At 64.6% G+C, this 18,688-nt stretch carries 19 protein-coding genes; 17 read left to right on the top strand and 2 right to left on the bottom strand.

All coding sequences use genetic code 11. From position 1 onward, the window contains the following. Positions 1-237: 237 nt before the first annotated feature. The 6 genes from ACM43_RS31655 to ACM43_RS31630 all read left to right on the top strand — a co-directional run bounded on the left by ACM43_RS31655 (position 238) and on the right by ACM43_RS31630 (position 8,068). The gene (locus tag ACM43_RS31655; protein WP_035710680.1) at positions 238-495 is read left to right on the top strand and encodes a DUF6489 family protein; all 258 of its coding nucleotides are present in this window, start codon (positions 238-240) and stop codon (positions 493-495) included. After that, entirely contained in the window at positions 495-1,295 is an 801-nt protein-coding gene (locus ACM43_RS31650; RefSeq protein ID WP_271545374.1) for an esterase/lipase family protein, read from the top strand. Before ACM43_RS31655 ends, ACM43_RS31650 begins: the two co-directional genes overlap by 1 nt. Positions 1,296-1,340: 45 nt before the next feature. Next, positions 1,341-2,891, top strand: coding sequence for a WS/DGAT/MGAT family O-acyltransferase (locus tag ACM43_RS31645; protein ID WP_271545373.1), 1,551 nt, complete (start codon positions 1,341-1,343; stop codon positions 2,889-2,891). A gap of 10 nt (positions 2,892-2,901) precedes the next feature. Next, the gene (locus tag ACM43_RS31640) at positions 2,902-3,897 is read left to right on the top strand and encodes an alpha/beta fold hydrolase (RefSeq protein ID WP_271545372.1); all 996 of its coding nucleotides are present in this window, start codon (positions 2,902-2,904) and stop codon (positions 3,895-3,897) included. 132 nt (positions 3,898-4,029) lie between these two features. Then, positions 4,030-7,266 carry a bifunctional cytochrome P450/NADPH--P450 reductase gene (locus ACM43_RS31635; protein WP_271545371.1) on the top strand — a complete coding sequence of 1,079 codons (3,237 nt, stop codon included), beginning with the start codon at positions 4,030-4,032 and terminating at the stop codon, positions 7,264-7,266. Positions 7,267-7,393: 127 nt separating this feature from the next. Beyond that, positions 7,394-8,068, top strand: coding sequence for a spermidine synthase (locus tag ACM43_RS31630; protein WP_271545370.1), 675 nt, complete (start codon positions 7,394-7,396; stop codon positions 8,066-8,068). Between the two features lie 13 nt (positions 8,069-8,081). Here ACM43_RS31630 and ACM43_RS31625 read toward each other — a convergent pair whose 3' ends face one another. Further along, on the bottom strand, positions 8,082-8,543 hold the full coding sequence (locus ACM43_RS31625) for a nuclear transport factor 2 family protein (protein WP_271545369.1): 462 nt from the start codon (positions 8,541-8,543) through the stop codon (positions 8,082-8,084). Positions 8,544-8,665: 122 nt separating this feature from the next. Beyond that, positions 8,666-9,580 carry an alpha/beta fold hydrolase gene (locus tag ACM43_RS31620; RefSeq protein ID WP_271545368.1) on the bottom strand — a complete coding sequence of 305 codons (915 nt, stop codon included), beginning with the start codon at positions 9,578-9,580 and terminating at the stop codon, positions 8,666-8,668. Between the two features lie 162 nt (positions 9,581-9,742). Here ACM43_RS31620 and ACM43_RS31615 point away from each other — a divergent pair, with 162 nt between their 5' ends. The 11 genes from ACM43_RS31615 to paaD all read left to right on the top strand — a co-directional run bounded on the left by ACM43_RS31615 (position 9,743) and on the right by paaD (position 18,688). Beyond that, positions 9,743-10,123, top strand: coding sequence for a hypothetical protein (locus ACM43_RS31615; RefSeq protein WP_036004795.1), 381 nt, complete (start codon positions 9,743-9,745; stop codon positions 10,121-10,123). Continuing rightward, positions 10,120-11,202 carry a PHA/PHB synthase family protein gene (locus tag ACM43_RS31610; RefSeq protein ID WP_271545367.1) on the top strand — a complete coding sequence of 361 codons (1,083 nt, stop codon included), beginning with the start codon at positions 10,120-10,122 and terminating at the stop codon, positions 11,200-11,202. Before ACM43_RS31615 ends, ACM43_RS31610 begins: the two co-directional genes overlap by 4 nt. After that, entirely contained in the window at positions 11,199-11,792 is a 594-nt protein-coding gene (locus tag ACM43_RS31605) for a GNAT family N-acetyltransferase (protein ID WP_157281140.1), read from the top strand. The genes ACM43_RS31610 and ACM43_RS31605 overlap by 4 nt, the downstream gene beginning before the upstream one ends. Before the next feature lie 270 nt (positions 11,793-12,062). Continuing rightward, positions 12,063-12,518, top strand: a complete 456-nt coding sequence (locus ACM43_RS31600) for a phasin (RefSeq protein WP_036004804.1) — start codon at positions 12,063-12,065, stop codon at positions 12,516-12,518. Between the two features lie 167 nt (positions 12,519-12,685). Continuing rightward, entirely contained in the window at positions 12,686-13,972 is a 1,287-nt protein-coding gene (locus ACM43_RS31595) for a DUF445 domain-containing protein (RefSeq protein ID WP_271545366.1), read from the top strand. Between the two features lie 202 nt (positions 13,973-14,174). Continuing rightward, a complete protein-coding gene (locus tag ACM43_RS31590; RefSeq protein WP_271545365.1) occupies positions 14,175-14,945 on the top strand; it encodes an esterase/lipase family protein in 771 nt (256 codons plus the stop codon). Between the two features lie 241 nt (positions 14,946-15,186). Continuing rightward, a complete protein-coding gene (gene paaX, locus ACM43_RS31585) occupies positions 15,187-16,053 on the top strand; it encodes a phenylacetic acid degradation operon negative regulatory protein PaaX (protein ID WP_271545364.1) in 867 nt (288 codons plus the stop codon). A gap of 75 nt (positions 16,054-16,128) precedes the next feature. Continuing rightward, positions 16,129-17,121, top strand: coding sequence for a 1,2-phenylacetyl-CoA epoxidase subunit PaaA (gene paaA, locus ACM43_RS31580; RefSeq protein WP_271545363.1), 993 nt, complete (start codon positions 16,129-16,131; stop codon positions 17,119-17,121). A gap of 9 nt (positions 17,122-17,130) precedes the next feature. Then, positions 17,131-17,418 (top strand): 1,2-phenylacetyl-CoA epoxidase subunit PaaB, encoded by a 288-nt coding sequence (paaB, locus tag ACM43_RS31575; RefSeq protein ID WP_109144501.1) that lies wholly within the window; start codon positions 17,131-17,133, stop codon positions 17,416-17,418. Then, positions 17,418-18,194: a 1,2-phenylacetyl-CoA epoxidase subunit PaaC gene (paaC, locus tag ACM43_RS31570; RefSeq protein ID WP_271545362.1), complete on the top strand. Its 777-nt coding sequence runs from the start codon at positions 17,418-17,420 to the stop codon at positions 18,192-18,194. The genes paaB and paaC overlap by 1 nt, the downstream gene beginning before the upstream one ends. Then, positions 18,188-18,688 (top strand): 1,2-phenylacetyl-CoA epoxidase subunit PaaD, encoded by a 501-nt coding sequence (gene paaD, locus ACM43_RS31565; protein ID WP_271545361.1) that lies wholly within the window; start codon positions 18,188-18,190, stop codon positions 18,686-18,688. The genes paaC and paaD overlap by 7 nt, the downstream gene beginning before the upstream one ends.

Below are 18,688 nucleotides of genomic sequence, written 5' to 3'. Positions count from 1 at the left end.
GTGCAAGCGTCATTCCAGCAAGGAACGCGCCAAGTTGCACCGCTGTGCAGCAATGCTGCCCGGCGATCCCAGGGCCGGCAGGCGTCCTTCTGCGCGGGTTGCGGGCCGGTCGATTTGATTGACCATACCCGTCGATTGGGAAAGCCGGTCTTTGCAGCTTCCTTTCAGGTCGCTTGCGTTGCAGACCTTCTCGCGGTGATACTCCGACAGGCCGCTCGAATCTCATCCGGAGGGGACATGAAGGTTAACATCGAAATCGACTGCACCCCCCTCGAAGCCCGCCAGTTCTTTGGTCTGCCCGACGTGGCGCCGATGCAGACGGCGGTGATGGACAAGCTGCAGCAGCAGGTGCTCAGCAATATCGAGAAGGTCTCGCCGGAATCGCTGATCCAGAGCTGGTTCACCTTCGATCCCAAGATCGCCGAGCGGTTTCAGGACATGTTCGTCGCGATGGCCGGTCTCGGCGGCACGCGCAGCGGCGACAAGAAGAAATAGTGTCGCCCGGGCCGGACGGGGCGCTGCAAGAAGGCCGGCTTCGTCCGCCGGGTCTCGGCCTGCTGCTCGCCGAGGCCCGTGGGCTGTTCGAGTTGAATGCGAGCCTGATGCTGTCGCCGCTCCTGATGCGGGCGCCGCGGGGCGACGGCCATCCGGTGCTGGCGCTGCCGGGCTTTCTCGCCAGCGACCTCTCGATGGTGCCGATACGGCGCTATCTCAGCGAGCTCGGTTATGCGGCGCATGCCTGGCGGATGGGCCGCAATCTCGGCGGGCTCGGGCGAATGCGGGATTCGCTGCGCAGCCGCTTGGCCGAGATCCATGCCGCCACGGGACGCAAGGTCAGCCTGGTCGGTTGGAGTCTCGGCGGCGTCTATGCCCGCGATCTCGCGCTTTGGGCGCCGGACAAGGTCCGCTACGTCGTCACGCTCGGCAGCCCTTTCGCCAACGATGTGCGGGCGACCCACGCGACGCGGCTCTATGAGACGCTATCCGGCGAGAAGGTGGAGGACTATGCGGAAGCGCGCGAGGCGATTGCCGGCGATCTGCCGGTGCCGGCAACGTCGATCTATTCGCGCGCCGACGGCGTCGTGAACTGGCGGACCTGTCTGCTGCGCCCCTCCGACCGTGCCGAGAACATCGAGGTGCACCTGGCGAGCCATATTGGGCTCGGCGTGAACCCGGCGGTGCTGTGGGCCGTGGCGGATCGCCTGGCGCAACCGGAGGGAGACTTCCGGCCATTTGACCGGGCGGGGCCGTTTGCCATTGCATATGCCCCGCCGGACCGGGCAGTATCGGCCTGACGAGAAGCGCCGCCAAGGCGCCCGTCGAATACTCGGGAGGGAACCATGGCTGACGGTAAGAAGCTGTCGTCGCTTGACGCGTCGTTTCTCTATCTGGAAACACCGGAGATGCCGATGCATGTCGGCAGCATGGCGATCTTCCGCCTGCCTGACGACTACAAGGGCGATTTCTTCGAAGACTTCAAGGCGATGATCGTCTCGCGCCTGCACATCGCGCCGATTCTCAAGGCGCGGCTGGAGAAGGCGCCGCTCGACATCGATCATCCATCCTGGGTCGAGGACGATCAGTTCGACATCGACCGCCACATCTTCCGGGCAAGCCTGCCGCAGCCGCGCGACCGCGCCACGCTCGAGCGCATCGTCGGCTGGATGCATGCCAAGCTGCTCAACCGCGCCCGCCCGCTCTGGGAGTTCTACGTGTTCGAGGGCATGAAGGACAACGAGGTTGGGCTCTATTCCAAGATGCACCATGCCGCGATCGATGGCGGCGCCGGTGCGGCGCTGACCAACATGATCTACGACATCTCGCCGATCCCGCGGAAGGTCGATCCGCCGACCGCGGGCAGCAAGCCCGGGCAGGAGCCGCGCGACATCGCCGCCAACCTGCTCGACTCCTATCAGCAGCTGTTCAGCCAGCCGCTGGAGGCTTCGCAAGCGGCGAAGAACCTGCAGCTGCCCCGCACCGGCAAGAGCGATATCGGCTCGATCCTGTTCGACAACGCTATGTACCAGATCGAGAGCGCGGTGCGCTTCGCCGGCAACATCCCGACCGTGCTCAAGAGCGTCTCCGAAGTGCTCGGCAAGATCGCCGATCCCAAGTCGCGCGAGAGCCTTGCCAGCATGGTGTCGCCGCCGACCATGCTCAACAAGACGATCTCGTCTGAGCGGAGCTTTGCCGGCGTGTCGATCCCGCTGTCGCGGGCCAAGGCGCTGGCCAAGCAGGCCGGCGGCAAGCTCAACGACGTGGTGCTGGCGCTCGCCTCCGGCGTCGTCCGCCGCTATCTCCTGCGATATGGCACGCTGCCGGCGAAATCCCTGACCGCAGCGGTGCCGATCTCGCTGCGGGAGGAGGGCAACACCGAGGCCAACAACCAGGTGTTCGGCATGATCTGCTCGATCGCCACCAACATCGAGGATCCCAAGGCGCGGCTGGAAGCGATCATCGCGCAATCAACCAAGTCCAAGGAGATGTCGCATCCTTTGCGGGCCTTGATGCCGCAGGTCTCCAACATCTCGATGCTGGGCGCGCCGATCATGGTGCAGATTCTGGCGCTGCTCTATAGCCGCTCGAACCTCTCCGACGTGCTGCCGCCCGCGGCCAACATCACCGTGTCCAACGTGCCCGGGCCGCGGCAGACGCTCTATGCCGCCGGTGCCGAGCTCTTGCACATCTTCCCGGTGTCTATCTCGACCCACGGGCAGGCACTCAACATCACCGTGCAGAGCTATCGCGACCAGCTCGATTTCGGCTTTATCGTCGGTGCCAACATCATCCCGCATGTGCAGGTGATGTGCGACATGCTGCCCGAGGAGTTCGCTGCGCTGGAGGCGGCCTACGCGCCGCCCGCCACCGATATCAAGGGCGCTGCGGAGTAAGGAATTTGCTATGATTGAAATGCCGCAGCTCAAGTTCGCGACGACGAACGGAATCCGCATGGGCTTCTACGAGGCGGGCCCGGCCGACGACAAGCCGCCGGTCGTGCTGTGCCACGGCTGGCCCGAACTCGCCTTCTCCTGGCGCCACCAGATCAAGGCCCTGAGCGCGGCCGGCATCCGGGTGATCGCGCCCGACCAGCGCGGCTACGGCGCGACCGACCGGCCCGAGCCGGTCGAAGCCTATGACATGGAGCACTTGACCGGCGATCTCGTCGGTCTGCTCGATCATCTCGGGATCGACAAGGCGATTTTCGTCGGTCACGACTGGGGCGGCTTCGTCGTCTGGCAGATGCCGCTGCGGCATCCCACGCGCGTCGCCGGCGTCGTCGGCGTCAACACCCCGCATTGGGACCGCGCGCCGATCGACCCGATCGCGCTGTTCCGCCAGCGTTTCGGCGACCAGATGTACATCGTCCAGTTCCAGGACCCCGCGCGCGGACCGGACAAAATATTCAGCAGCCGTGTCGAGCAGACCTTTGACGCCTTCATGCGCAAGCCGGCCGCGCGCCCTCCGGGTGCGCCTCAGGAACAGCCGATTGCTGGCATTGGTGCTTCGCCGCGCATCAACCTGGCGTTCCCGCAGATGATCGCGAATTACGACGCCAGACATGATCCGCGCACGCCGATCCTGTCGGCTGACGAGAAGAAGGTGTTCGTCGACACGTTCACGAAGACCGGCTTCACCGGCGGCATCAACTGGTACCGCAACTTCACCCGCAACTGGGAGCGCGCGAAAGGGCTGGACCACCACATCCACGTGCCCTCGTTGATGATCATGGCCGAGAACGATGCCGTGCTGCCGCCCTCGGCGGCCGACGGCATGGAGAAGCTGGTCGATGACCTCGAGAAGTATCTGGTGAAGGACAGCGGCCATTGGACGCAGCAGGAGAAGCCGGAAGAGGTCAGCGCCAAGCTGATCGAATGGCGCAGAAGGCGGTTTGGCTAGCGCTCGTCATTGTGAACTCGTCATTGCGAGGAGCGAAGCGACGAAGCAATCCAGACTGCCTCCGCGGATATATTTCCGGATTTCTTCGCTTCGCTCGCAATGACGACATTGAGGCAGGGGGACTACATTTCGATGTCATCCAAGAACCGTCTGGACCCGATCCCGCAGCCGGCGACCAAGCCGGTAGTCGGCAACATGCTGTCGCTGGACGCGGCCGCTCCCGTGCAGCACCTGACGCGGCTTGCCAAGGAGCTCGGTCCGATCTTCTGGCTCGACATGATGGGCTCGCCGATCGTCGTCGTCTCCGGCCACGATCTCGTCGACGAGCTCTCGGACGAGAAGCGGTTCGACAAGACGGTGCGCGGCGCGCTGCGGCGCGTGCGTGCGGTCGGCGGCGACGGCCTCTTCACCGCCGACACCCGTGAGCCGAACTGGAGCAAGGCGCACAACATTCTGCTGCAACCGTTCGGCAACCGCGCCATGCAGTCCTATCACCCGAGCATGGTCGATATCGCCGAGCAGCTCGTCCAGAAATGGGAGCGGCTCAACGCCGACGACGAGATTGACGTCGTTCACGACATGACCGCGCTGACGTTGGATACGATCGGCCTGTGCGGCTTTGACTACCGCTTCAACTCGTTCTACCGGCGCGACTACCATCCCTTCGTCGAGTCGTTGGTGCGCTCGCTCGAAACCATCATGATGACGCGCGGCCTGCCGTTCGAGCAGCTCTGGATGCAGAAGCGGCGCAAGACGTTGGCCGAAGACGTCGCCTTCATGAACAAGATGGTCGACGAGATCATCGCCGAGCGGCGCAAGAGCGCGGAAGGCATCGACGACAAGAAGGACATGCTCGCCGCGATGATGACCGGCGTCGACCGCTCCACCGGCGAGCAGCTCGACGACGTCAATATCCGCTATCAGATCAACACCTTCCTGATCGCAGGGCACGAGACCACCAGCGGTCTGTTGTCCTACACGCTCTACGCGCTGCTCAAGCACCCGGAGATTCTCAAGAAGGCCTATGACGAGGTCGATCGCGTCTTCGGCCCCGACGTCAACGCCAAGCCGACCTATCAGCAGGTGACGCAGCTCACCTACATCACGCAGATCCTCAAGGAGTCGTTGCGGCTGTGGCCGCCGGCGCCGGCCTACGGCATCTCGCCGCTGAACGACGAGGCGATCGGCGGCGGCAAGTACAAGCTCAGGAAAGGAACGTTCGTCACCATTCTGGTGACGGCGCTGCATCGTGATCCAAGCGTGTGGGGTCCCAACCCCGACGCGTTCGACCCCGAGAATTTCAGCCGCGAGGCGGAGGCAAAACGGCCGATCAATGCCTGGAAGCCGTTCGGCAACGGCCAGCGTGCCTGCATCGGCCGCGGCTTCGCCATGCACGAGGCAGCGCTCGCGCTCGGCATGATCCTGCAGCGCTTCAAGCTGATCGACCACCAGCGCTACCAGATGCACCTGAAGGAGACGCTGACCATCAAGCCGGAAGGCTTCAAGATCAAGGTGCGGCCGCGTGCCGATCGCGAGCGCGGCGCCTATGGCGGGCCCGTTGCGGCTGCGTCCTCGGCACCAAAGGCGCAGCGTCAGCCCACCACGCGGCCCGGCCACAACACGCCGATGCTGGTGCTCTACGGCTCCAATCTCGGCACCGCCGAGGAGCTCGCAACGCGCATGGCCGATCTTGCCGAGATCAACGGTTTTGCCGTGCATCTCGGCCCGCTCGACGACTATGTCGGCAAGCTGCCGCAGCAGGGCGGGGTGCTGATCATCTGCGCCTCCTATAACGGCGCGCCGCCGGACAATGCGACGCAGTTCGTCAAATGGCTCGGTGAGGATCTGCCGAGGGATGCCTTCGCCGGTGTGCGCTACGCCGTGTTCGGCTGCGGCAACAGCGACTGGGCCGCGACCTATCAATCGGTGCCGCGCTTCATCGACGAGCAATTGTCGAAGCATGGTGCGCGCGCGGTCTATCCGCGCGGCGAGGGCGATGCGCGCAGCGATCTCGACGGCCAGTTCCAGAAATGGTTCCCCGCCGCCGCGCAAGTCGCGACCAAGGAGTTCGGCATCGACTGGAATTTCACCCGCACCGCCGAGGACGATCCGCTCTATGCGATCGAGCCTGTCGCGGTGACCGCCGTCAACACCATCGTCGCCCAGGGCGGTGCAGTGGCGATGAAGGTGCTGGTCAATGACGAGCTCCAGAACAAGTCCGGCGCGAATCCTTCCGAGCGCTCGACGCGCCACATCGAGGTGCAGCTGCCGGCCAACCTCAGCTATCGCGTCGGCGATCACCTCAGCGTCGTTCCGCGCAACGATCCTACGCTGGTTGATTCGGTTGCCCGCCGCTTCGGCTTTTTGCCGGCCGATCAGATCAGGCTCCAGGTGGCCGAAGGCCGGCGCGCGCAATTGCCGGTCGGCGCTGCCGTGTCGGTCGGCCGCCTGCTCAGCGAGTTCGTCGAGCTGCAGCAGCTCGCGACGCGCAAGCAGATCCAGATCATGGCCGAGCACACCCGCTGCCCCCTCACCAAGCCGAAGCTGCTGGCCTTCGTCGGGGAGGAGGCGGAACCGCTCGAGCGCTATCGCTCCGAGATCCTCGCCAAGCGCAAATCGGTGTTCGACCTGCTGCTCGAATATCCGGCTTGCGAACTACCGTTCCACGTCTATCTCGAGATGCTCTCGCTGCTGGCGCCGCGCTATTACTCGATCTCGTCCTCGCCGTCGGTCGACCCGGCGCGTTGCAGCGTCACGGTCGGCGTGGTCGAAGGTCCGGCCGCCTCCGGCCGCGGCACCTACAAGGGTATCTGCTCGAACTATCTCGCCAATCGGCGGGCGGGCGATACGATCTACGCAACCGTGCGCGAGACCAAGGCGGGCTTCTGCCTGCCGGATGATCCATCCGTGCCGCTCATCATGATCGGTCCGGGCACGGGACTTGCGCCGTTCCGCGGCTTCCTCCAGGAGCGCGCCGCGCGCAAGGCGAAAGGGGCCGCGCTCGGCCCGGCCATGCTGTTCTTCGGCTGCCGCCATCCCGACCAGGATTTTCTTTACGCGGAAGAGCTGAAGGCGCTGGCGGCGAGCGGCATCACCGAGCTGTTCACGGCGTTCTCGCGCGCGGACGGGCCGAAGACCTATGTGCAGCACGTGATCGCGGCGCAGAAGGACAAGGTCTGGCCGCTGATCGAGCGGGGCGCGATCGTCTATGTTTGCGGCGATGGCGCGAAGATGGAGCCGGACGTGAAGGCTGCGCTGGTCGCGATCCACCGCGAGAAGAGCGGCAGCGATGCTGCGGCAAGCGCGCGCTGGATCGAGGAGATGGGCGCGAACAACCGGTATGTGCTGGACGTCTGGGCGGGCGGGTAGCGCGAGACGTGGTCTGTAGCCCGGATGGAGCGCAGCGAAATCCGGGGCGATCTTTCTCACGAGAGTGTTTCCCGGATTGCGCTTCGCTCCATCCGGGCTACGAGCCAAATCGTGCTAAACGTCGCCCATGATTCCCTGGGAAAAGATTGACACCGCCAAAATCCCCGGTTCCGACGAGGAGCTCCGCCTGATGCGGCGGGGCAAGGAGTTCTCCATCAAGCTCGGCACCAACGAGTTGATGAACAGCCGCCTGTCGGGGTCGGAAGCAGCGCTCGCAACCCTTGCCGCGAAGCAGATTGAGAAAGTCGCAAAGCCCGTCGTTCTCATCGGCGGTCTCGGCATGGGTTTTACGCTACGCGCGGCGCTGGCCGTGCTCGGACCCCAAGCGAAGATCGTGGTCTCCGAGTTGGTGCCGTCGGTGGTCGCCTGGGCACGAGGCCCGATGGCGGAGGTCTTCGGCGATAGTCTCGATGATGCCAGGGTGAGCATTCGCGAGATCGATGTCGGTGAAATCATCCGGGCGAAGCGTTCGGCCTTCGACGCCATCCTGCTCGACGTGGACAACGGGCCCGAAGGGCTGACTCGGAAGGGCAATGACGCGCTCTACGATGCGAGCGGGCTGCAGGTTGCGAAGACGGCGCTGCGGCCGGGAGGCGTGCTGGCCGTCTGGTCGTCTGGACCCAATCCGCCGTTCACAGGGCGTCTCAAGCGCGTAGGCTTCGACGTCAACGAAGTCAACGTTCGCGCCACCGGCAGGGGCGGCGGCGCCCGCCACGTGATCTGGATCGCGCGGAAAGGCTAGGCGCGCCTCGAGGCTAGAACATCGTGTTGTCGTTCGCGGGATTTTCCGGAATCTCCTGAATGACGTCCCAATGCTCGACGATCTTGCCGTTCTCCAGCTTGAAGATGTCCACGATCGCGCGGCCCCTTGTGCCGGGCTCGCGAACCGAATGAACGTGCAGGATGACGAAGTCGCCCTCCGCGAAGCTGCGCTTGATCTCGCTGCGCGAGTTCGGAAACTTCTCGCGCAGGAAGCCGACGAATTTCCGGAAGCCGTCGGGGCCATCGGGAGCGGTTGGATTGTGCTGGACGTAACGGTTGCCGACATAGGCGAGGGCGGCGTCGGCGTCCTTCTGGTTGAGGCCCTTCTCATAGAAGGCCAGTACGGTTTGGCGGTTGGCTTCTTCCTGCGCGCTGGCGGCCATCGCGGCGTCGCCAGCGAGAAACAACATGAGAATGGAAGCGGCCATTGCCGCGGATCGGATGATGAAATGCATGTGAGCTCCGAGAGGCCGCAGCCTCTGTTTGGCGTCTGAGACGGCCTGTATAGCCTTCATAGGAACTCCCGTTAAGACAGGCACCGGCAGCTCACATGGTCACCGAGAGGAGACCGGCCGGCCTAAGCCGCCTGCGCCGCCGCGCCATGCGCGTGCTTGTCGATCGCGTCGATGATTTCCGGCCAGAAGCGCATCGGCAGCGCGTGGCCCATGCCCTCGATCATCAGCAGCTTTGCGTTCGGGATCGACGCGGCCGTGTCCTTGCCGCCTTCGGGGCGGACCAACGGATCGACGGTGCCGTGGATCACGAGCGTCGGAGCCTTCACGGCGTGCAGCCGTTCCTTGCGGCTGCCGGAGGCAAGCACGGCGCGGAGCTGGCGGCCGACGCCGGCCGGATTGAGCCCGCGTGCAAACACGCGCTCGGCGCGGCCAGGGTCGAGCGCTTCCTCTTCCGGGAAATGCCCGGCGCGCAGCACCTTCCAGGTCTGGCCGTAGCGGTCGATGAACTCCTCCTTGCTGCGCGGCGGCGGCGCCATCAGCACCGCGGCGGCCTCGCGGGTCGGGGGCGGCACGCGCGGATTGCCCGTCGTCGACATGATCGAGGTCAGCGAGCGCACGCGGTGCGGAAACGACAGCGTCACCTCCTGCGCGATCATGCCGCCCATAGACGCTCCGACGAGATGCGCCGACTTGATGCCGAGCGCATCCATCAGCCCGACCGTGTCCTTTGCCATGTCGATCAGCTTGTAGGTTGCGGCCACCGGGATCCGCAACAAGCGCAACTTCAGCAGCTCGAACGGCGTCAGCCGCTTGCCGCCGGTGAGATGGCTCGACTTGCCGATGTCACGGTTGTCGAAACGGATCACGCGGAAGCCGCGCGCGGCGAGCTGCTCGCAGAACGCATCGTCCCAATGGATCATCTGCGCCCCGAGGCCCATGATCAGCAGCAGCGGCTCGGCATTGTCGTTGCCGAAGATCTCGTAGCAGATGTCGATGCCGTTGGCGCGGACGGTCTGGGGCGGTTGATGGGCGGTCACGGGTTCCTCCTGCTGACCGACGCTGTATCGCACGGTTTCATTCCACGAAGAAGCCGCGTCTCCGACGTTGCGTCGGTTGCTTGCCGGTTGACCGGCACCGCGCAACGGTGTGGTATGGCGGGACAAGAAGGGTGCAAAGCCCTCCGCATTGGGAGGACGCCGATGACCGACAAGATCACCGATCCGGTCGCCTTGTGGCAGAAGATGGTTGGCGAAATGGAGAAGGGTTTCAACTCCTTCGCGACCAAGGCGATGGAGACGCCCGAATTCTCGCAGGCCATGAACCGCGCCGGCGGCGTTGCTGCAGGTGCTCAGAAGCAATTCGGCGATCTCATGGAGAGGTACCTGATCTCGATGAACCTGCCGAGCCGCGAGCAGATGACCGGCATCGCGGAACGGCTCCAGTCGATCGAAGGCCAGCTCGGCGAGATCAAGTCGATGCTGAGCCAGATGTCGGCCACTTCGGGCGCGCCGCAACCCGGCGCCGCGCCGCGGCCACCGCGAACCAAGCGTCCGCCGTCCGAAGGCGGAGACCAAAAATGAACGCGCCGGCGGGACTTGATCTTGCCTCGATCCCGGAGCGCATCCAGTCCGAGGTGCAGCGCGCGATTCAGCGCAGCATCAAGGGCGTTGAATACTTCTCGAGCTCAGGCCCCTCGCTCGGCTCGACGCCAAAGGACGTGCTGCACTCGCGCGGGACCATGAGCCTCTATCACTACCGGCCGATGTCGGACGAGATCTACCGCGTGCCGGTGCTGATCGTGATGGCAACCACCAATCGCGGCTACATCCTCGATCTCGTGCCCGGCCAGAGCTTCATCGAGTTCCTGCTGAAACGCGGCTACGATGTCTACATGCTGGACTGGAGCGCGCCGAGGCCGGAGGAGAAGAGCCTGCGCATGGAGGACTATGTCCTCGACTTCATTCCGGACTGCGTCCGCCGCGTGCAAGCCGACTCCGGCGAGCAGGACGTCTCCGTCATCGGCTATTGCTTTGGCGGCGTGCTGTCGCTGCTCTACGGCTCGATCCACAAGGACGGGCCGATGAAGAACCTGATCTGCTTCACCACGCCGATCGACTTCCGGGAGATGAAGCTGTTCTCGAACTTCTCCGACCGCCGCTATTTCGACGTCGACCACCTCGTCGACAGCGTCGGCAACGTGCCGCCGGAGATGATCCTGTCCTCGTTCGAGATGCTGCGGCCGGCCTCGCGTACGGTGAGTCAGATCCAGCTCTGGGAGAACATCTGGAACGACGAGTTCGTGAAGTCGTACCGCATGTTCGACCGCTGGGCGACCGACACGCTGCCGCTCGCCGGGGAATATTTCCGCGCCATCACCAAGGACCTGATGTGGGACAACAAGCTGTTCGACGGCACCATGTCGGTCGGCGGCCGGCCGGCGAAGCTCGAGAACATCACGGTGCCGATCCTGCACGCGGTCGCCGAGCACGATCACATCGTGCCCTATGAGGCCGCCAAGCACCTGATCGCCAAGATCGGCTCGACCGACAAGGAAGAGGTGATCCTGAAGGGCGGTCACGTCTCGCTCGTCGCCGGCGCCAACGCGGTGAAGCGGCTGTGGCCGAAACTGGATTCCTGGCTGGGAAAGAGATCGACATGAGCGAGCAGCGTTCCTATCCGCGCCACGTCACAACCGACGCCGGCGCTATCGAGATCCGCCTGATGTCGCCCGCCGACGAGGCCGCGGTGCTGGCTTTTGGCAAGGGCCTGCCGACCCATGACCTGTTGTTCCTGCCACGCAACATCAGCGAGCCGAAGGTGCTGTCGGCCTGGGTCAAGGAAATCGAGCGCGGAGCTATTCAGAGCCTGCTCGCGGTGAGAGAGGGCAGGGTCGTTGGTTGCGGCACGCTGGTGCGCGATCCCCATTCCTGGTCGCCTCATGTCGGTGAGATCCGGATGGTGGTTTCGCCCGAGGTCCGCGGCAAGGGCGTGGGCAAGGCGCTGTCGCAGGAGACCTTTGCGCTCGCGCTCGGAGCGGGCCTGGAAAAGCTCTCGGTCCAGATGACGGTGGATCAGCAGGCAGCGATCGCCCTCTTCGAGAGCCTCGGCTTCAAGGCTGAGGCCCTGCTGCGGGACCATGTCCGGGACGTCGACGGCAAAACCCACGACATCGTCGTGCTCGGCCATAACATCGCGCAGGTCCAGGCTCAGATGGAGGCCTACGGCCTGCCTGGCGCCGTCCAGCACTAGAAGGCGCCGTCCAACACTAGAAGGCGCCGTCCCAACACTAAGGGAGCGCCACCCTGCAATCAAAAACTCGAAAAACAACCCCATGCACAGTAGGCGGCTGGCTAGGAAGGCAGCCATCTGCCTTCAGATGAGGCTGATCACGATTTCGTGATATCGCAGTGCAATACGAATATTGCATCGCACAATTAACCGTGGCATATAAGCCGTGCCCCGGGCCATCGAGGACGGGGTGAGCCCATAGCTCAAACCATTGAGGATGGAGAGAACCCCATGACCACTGAAACCAATACCGCTTTCGAGGGCTTCAAGGACGCTTTCAAGAACATCCAGAACCTGGAAGTTCCCGAGGCCGCCCGCGAATTCGTCAAGAAGACTGCCAACACCGCCAAGGACCGTGCTGCCGAGGTGTTCGCTGGCTCCGAGCGAGTGACCGCCGCCGTCGAGAACGCGGTGACCGAGTCCATCACCGAGGCCGGCAAGATCAGCCGCAACATCCAGCAGGCGATCTACGAGGACGCCGAGGCGTTCTTCTCGGGCATCGACAAGCTCGCGTCGGCCAAGTCGGTCAGCGAAGCCGTCGAGATCCAGTCGAGCCTGCTCCGCTCCCGCGGCGAAGTGTTCGTCTCGCGCGCCAAGGCGACCGCCGACTATCTCGGGAAGCTCGCCGCCAACGGTGCGAAGTCCGCTCAGGACAATTTCGCCAAGGTCTACAGCAAGACCGCCTGATCTGGCGCCTGAGCACAACTGAATTTCAGGCCCGCTTCGGCGGGCCTTTTGTTTTCGCGCCACCGTCATTGCGAGGCGCTCTTGCGACGAAGCAATCCAGAGTCTTTCCTCTGAAAGATTCTGGATTGCTTCGCTTCGCTCGCAATGACGAGTACTGTGATGCCGTCATGGACTCGTCTGTTACCTTCTCCTTCGATGCCCCCGGCGATGCCGCACGCGCGGCCGAGCTCCGCCGCGTCAAGGCGCTGGCGACTTTGGTGCTGGCCTCGACGCTGGCACTGTTCATCGTCGCAAAGTGGCTGCTGCCCGTGCATCCCGTGTTCGGCTTCATTGCCGCCTTTGCGGAAGCTGCCACGATCGGCGGGCTCGCCGACTGGTATGCCGTGGTGGCCCTGTTCAAGCGCCCGCTCGGCCTGCCGATCCCGCACACCGCGATCATCCAGAGCAACCAAGCCCGCATCGCCGACAAGCTCGGCGAATTCATCCAGGTGCATTTCCTCGAGGCGGCTCCGGTCGAGGCCAAGCTGAAGGAAATCGATTTCGGCTCCTTCGTCGCCGACTGGCTGCGTGACCGCAAGCGCAGCGACGACCTCGCGCGCTTTACGCTGCGTCTGTTGCCGGAAGCCGTGTCCGCGACCGAAAGCTCCGGATTGATGACCTTCATCGTCCGCCGCATGTCCTCGCAGCTCCAGGCGATCGACCTCGCACCGCTCGCGGCCGGCACGCTGCGCGGCTTCGTCGCGGAGGGACGGCACCAGATCCTGTTCGACGATCTGCTGCGCGTGATGCACGAGACCTTGAATCAGACAGAGACGATGGCGATGATCCGCGAGAAGGTGCGCGCGGAATTGCCGACCCTGCTCAAGCTCTATCGCGCTGACAAGTTTCTGGTGAACAAGATCGTGGCGTCCGCCACCGCCTTCTTCAACGAAGTGCGCAGCGATCCCAAACATCCGTTCCGCGGCGAGTTCGACCGCATGGTGCTGAACTTCGTCGACAGGCTCGGCACCGATCAAGCGTATATCGACCGCATCGACGGCCTGAAACGCGATCTCCTGGCGCGGCCGGAGCTTGCCGATCTCGCCCGCACCGTCTGGGCCAACACGCGCTCCTTCATCGAGCGCAGCGCGAGCGGCGAGACGCAGGTGCTGCAACATCATCTCGCCGGGATGTTCGTCTCGGCCGGCGAGGCGCTCGCCGGCGATGCCGAGCTGCGCGGCGAGATCAACAAGGGTCTCGTCACCGTGCTACGCAGCTTCGTCGCGGACCAGAAGAGCGGCGTCTCGACCTTCATCTCCGATCAGGTCAAGGCGTGGAATATGACGCAGCTGATTTCGCTGATCGAAATCAACATCGGCCGCGACCTGCAATACATCCGCTTCAACGGCTCATTGATCGGTGGGCTCGCCGGGCTCGCGCTCTACACCGTAGAATCCCTGCTTCGATGGTTGTGACTTTTGCGTCACGGCCGTTAGCATTAACGCGCGGACCTATTGTCGCCCCGCGTCTCTCCCGCTTGAATGTCGGGAACCGGCCGCCTAGCTGATTCATGTTGCGCTGCGGAACGATCAAGAAGCCGGTGCATTGGAATTCATGCCGATTTGCCGGTCTCGCTGCCGGCGGCCTTTCCAGGAATTCTTCCCAGGGGAAACATTGATGACCGCAACTGCCCAGACGCTGCGCCCGCCGTCCCGCACCTTGATGTTTCTGGAGGGGCGCGCGATCCACGAGTTCGGCGCATTCCTCGGCGCGCTGCCGCTGCTCAGCCTTGCGCCGCGCGGCGATGGGCATCCGGTGCTGGTGCTGCCGGGCCTTGTGGCTTCCGATGTCTCCACACGTGCGCTGCGCGCGTTTCTGACGAGCAAGGGCTATGCGGTGAGCGGCTGGCGCCAGGGGCGCAATTATGGCCTGCGCGATGGCGTTCAGGACGCCATGGTCGATCTGGTCCATGAGCTCAGTGACACGCACGGCCGCAAGATCAGCCTGGTCGGCTGGAGCCTTGGCGGCCTCTACGCGCGCCAGCTCGCCAAGATGATGCCGGAGCGCGTGCGCCAGGTGATCACGCTCGGCAGCCCCTTCGCCGGCGATCCGCGCTCGACCAACGCCTGGCGCGTCTATGAATGGGCGAGCGGGCGCAAGGCCGACGAGGTCGATCCGCGTTTTGGCGGCGAGCTCGCCGTGCCGCCGCCGGTGCCGACCACCGCCATCTTCAGCCGCAGCGACGGCGTCTGCGCCTGGCAGGGCTGCATGGAAAAGTCGGGCGCACAGACCGAGAGCATCGAGGTCGAAAGCAGCCATTGCGGCATGGGGCACCATCCCGCCGCGGTCTATGCCGTGGCCGATCGCCTCGCGCAGAAGGAAGGCCAATGGCGCCCGTTCGATCGCAGCGGCTGGCGCAGCCTGGCCTATCCCGATCCGCATCGGTGATGTCTTGCCTCTCCCCGCCTGCGGGGAGAGGCCGCCACGCGCCGAGCGATGCGGAGCATCGTCCGAAGCGTGGCGGGTGAGGGGGGCTCTCCGCGAGTCTGTCTGTCACTGATTTTGAGGATGCAGCCCCTCACCCCTTCCTTCTCCCTGTAAGAACGGGGAGAGGGAAGATCAAGAGCTCTCCGCGAAAGCGTCGACCCCTCCATTGTCGCGCCTGCACCAAACGCGCTAAGCCTGCCGCATGGCGCATCCGCTTTCCCGTATCATCGACCAGCTCAAGCGCGAGCCCTCGCGCACCGGCTCCATCGTCATCACCGTGTTCGGCGATGCCATCGTGCCGCGTGGTGGCTCGGTGTGGCTCGGCACGCTTCTGGAATTCTTCGAAAGCCTCGACATCGACAGCGGCGTGGTGCGCACCGCGATGTCGCGGCTTGCCGCCGATGGCTGGCTGACGCGCGAGAAGGTCGGCCGCAACAGTTTCTATCGCCTGGCCGACAAGGGCCGCCAGACCTTCGAGGCCGCGACGCGCCACATCTACGATCCGCCGCCGTCCGACTGGACCGGACGCTTCGAACTGCTGCTGATCGGCAATGGCGAGGATCGCGACGCTTCGCGCGAAGCGCTCCGCAATGCCGGCTTCGGCAGCCCGCTGCCGGGCGTATGGGTCGCACCATCGGGCGTTCCGGTGCCGGATGAGGCCGCGAGCGCGATCCGCCTCGAAGTCTCGGCGGAAGACGACAGCGGCCGCCGTCTGCTCAGCGCGAGCTGGCCGCTCGATCGCACCGCCGATGCCTATCTGAAATTCATGAAGACGTTCGAGCCGCTGCGCGCTGCGATCGCGCGCGGCACGGATCTGTCCGAGGCCGACGCCTTCACCGCGCGGATCCTCTTGATCCACCATTACCGCCGCGTCGTGCTGCGCGACCCGCTGCTGCCCGAGAGCCTGCTGCCGCCGGATTGGCCGGGCAGGGCGGCCCGCGAACTCTGCGGCGAGATCTATCGCGCGCTGCTCGCTCCGTCCGAACAATGGCTCGACAGCCATGGAACCAATGAAAAAGGGCCGTTGCCGGCCGCGCGAAAGCTGCTGGAACGAAGGTTCGGCGGTTGACCATTATGTTACAGTAATATCTTGCATGATGTAAATCTTGTTATATATTCCCTCCCAATAAACGGGAGGATGCGCATGTACACCCAGGCGCTGAACACGGCCGAGACCGCTGATCGCGATCTCGAGGACGCAGGCAAAGCCGCGCAATTCCAGGCCCGCGTCGATGCCGAGGAGCGCATCGAGCCGAACGACTGGATGCCGGCGGCCTATCGCAAGACGCTCACCCGCCAGATCTCCCAGCACGCGCATTCCGAAATCGTCGGCATGCTGCCCGAAGGCAACTGGATCACGCGCGCGCCGACCTTGCGCCGCAAGGCCGCGCTGCTCGCCAAGGTGCAGGATGAATGCGGCCACGGCCTCTATCTCTACGCCGCCGCCGAGACGCTCGGGTCCTCGCGCGAGGAGCTGGTCGACGCCATGCTCGCCGGCAAGGCCAAATATTCCTCGATCTTCAACTATCCGACGCTGACCTGGGCCGACATCGGCACGATCGGCTGGCTGGTCGACGGTGCTGCGATCATGAACCAGATCCCGCTGTGCCGCTGCTCCTACGGGCCCTATGCGCGCGCGATGATCCGCGTCTGCAAGGAGGAGTCCTTCCACCAGCGCCAGGGTTACGAGATCATGGTGACGCTGTGCCGCGGCTCGGAGGAGCAGAAGGCGATGGCGCAGGACGCGCTGAACCGCTGGTGGTGGCCGGTGCTGATGATGTTCGGCCCGCCGGATGCGAAGAGCCAGCACAGCGACACCTCGACGAAGTGGAAGATCAAGCGCTTCTCCAATGACGAGCTGCGCCAGAAGTTCGTCGATGCCACCGTGCCGCAGGCGCAGTATCTCGGCCTCACCATTCCCGATCCCGGCATGACGCAGGACGCCGACGGCCACTGGCGCTACAGCGAGATCGACTGGACCGAATTCAAGCAGGTGTTGGCCGGCAACGGCCCCTGCAATCGCGACCGCATGGCCGCGCGCCGCAAGGCGCACGAGGAGGGCGCCTGGGTGCGCGAGGCGGCAGCTAGCTATGCCGCCAAGCGCGCCCAGCGTCAGACCGCCCAGGCTGCCGAATAGGAGACCGATATGGCCACGCCGAACACGCCGCTGTGGGAAGTCTTCATTCGCAGCCGCAACGGGCTCGCACACAAGCATGTGGGATCGCTGCATGCGAGCGATGCGACCATGGCGCTGCAGGCCGCCCGCGACATCTACACCCGGCGCGGCGAGGGCCTGTCGATCTGGGTCGTGCCCTCGAGCGCGATCACCGCGAGCGATCCCGCCGAGAAGGGCATGATGTTCGAGCCGGCGGAATCCAAGATCTACCGGCACCCGACGTTCTACGAGGTGCCGGATGAAGTGGGGCACATGTGATGGTGGTCGCCAACATCCAGGTCTCCGAAACCCCGCTGGTGCTCTACGCGCTGCGCCGCGCCGACGATGCGCTGATCCTCGGTCACAGGCTGTCGGAATGGTGCGGGCACGCGCCGATGCTGGAAGAGGACATGGCGCTCTCCAACATCGCGCTCGACCTGATCGGCCAGGCGCGGGAGCTCTACACCTTTGCCGCCAAGGTCGAAGGCAGGGACAACGACGAGGACAAGCTCGCTTACCTGCGCGACGTGCGGCAGTACCTTAATCTTCTCCTAGTCGAGCAGCCCAACGGCGATTTTGCCCAGACCTTGGTGCGGCAATTCTTCTATTCCGCCTTCGCCGATCTCTATTGGCGTGCGATGATGAATTCGCGCGATGGGACGCTGGCTGCGATTGCTGCGAAATCGGAGAAGGAGAGCGCCTACCATCTGCGCCATGCCTCGGAATGGATCATCCGGCTCGGCGACGGCACTGAGGAGAGCCACACGCGCACGCAAGCAGCGATCGATCATCTCTGGGCCTTTACCGGCGAGATGTTTGCCGTCGACGACGGCGAACGCGCGCTGATCCATGCTGGCATTGCTGTGGATCCCGCAAGCTTGCGCGGGCGCTGGCTGGCGACGCTCTCGGACGTCACGCGTGAAGCAACGCTCGCGCTGCCGCAGAACGACTGGATGCAGCAGGGCGGCCGCGCCGGTCGCCACAGCGAGCATCTCGGCCACCTCCTGTCGGAGCTGCAATCGCTGCAGCGGACTTTTCCGGGGCTGACATGGTGACGGTGACCGATGACGCTGCGCTGCGCCAGCGCGCCCGGGACGCCGCCGCAAGCGTGGTCGATCCGGAAATTCCGGTGCTGAGCATTGCCGATCTCGGCGTGCTGCGCGACGTCGTTCTCGACGGTGATCATGTCGAGGTCGCGATCACACCGACCTATTCGGGTTGCCCGGCCATGAACATGATCGCGCTCGAAATCGAGGTCGCGCTGGAGCGCGCCGGTTTCCATCGTCCGAAGGTGCGGACCGTGCTGTCGCCGGCCTGGACCACGGACTGGATGACCGAGGACGGACGCAAGAAGCTGCGCGCCTACGGCATCGCGCCGCCGCAAGCTTCAAACTCGCGCCGCGCGCTGTTCGGCGAACAGACTGTCGCATGCCCGCAATGCGGCTCGGACAAGACTGAGCTGCTGTCCGAATTCGGCTCGACCTCCTGCAAGGCGCTCTGGCGCTGCAAGGCCTGCCGCGAACCCTTCGACTACTTCAAGTGCCATTGA

Origin of the sequence: Bradyrhizobium sp. CCBAU 45321 (assembly GCF_028128975.1) — a bacterium.
Classification (GTDB): Bacteria; Pseudomonadota; Alphaproteobacteria; order Rhizobiales; family Xanthobacteraceae; genus Bradyrhizobium; species Bradyrhizobium yuanmingense.
The sequence above is the reverse complement of the archived record's forward strand: the minus strand, read 5'-3'. Positions and strand labels throughout refer to the sequence as shown.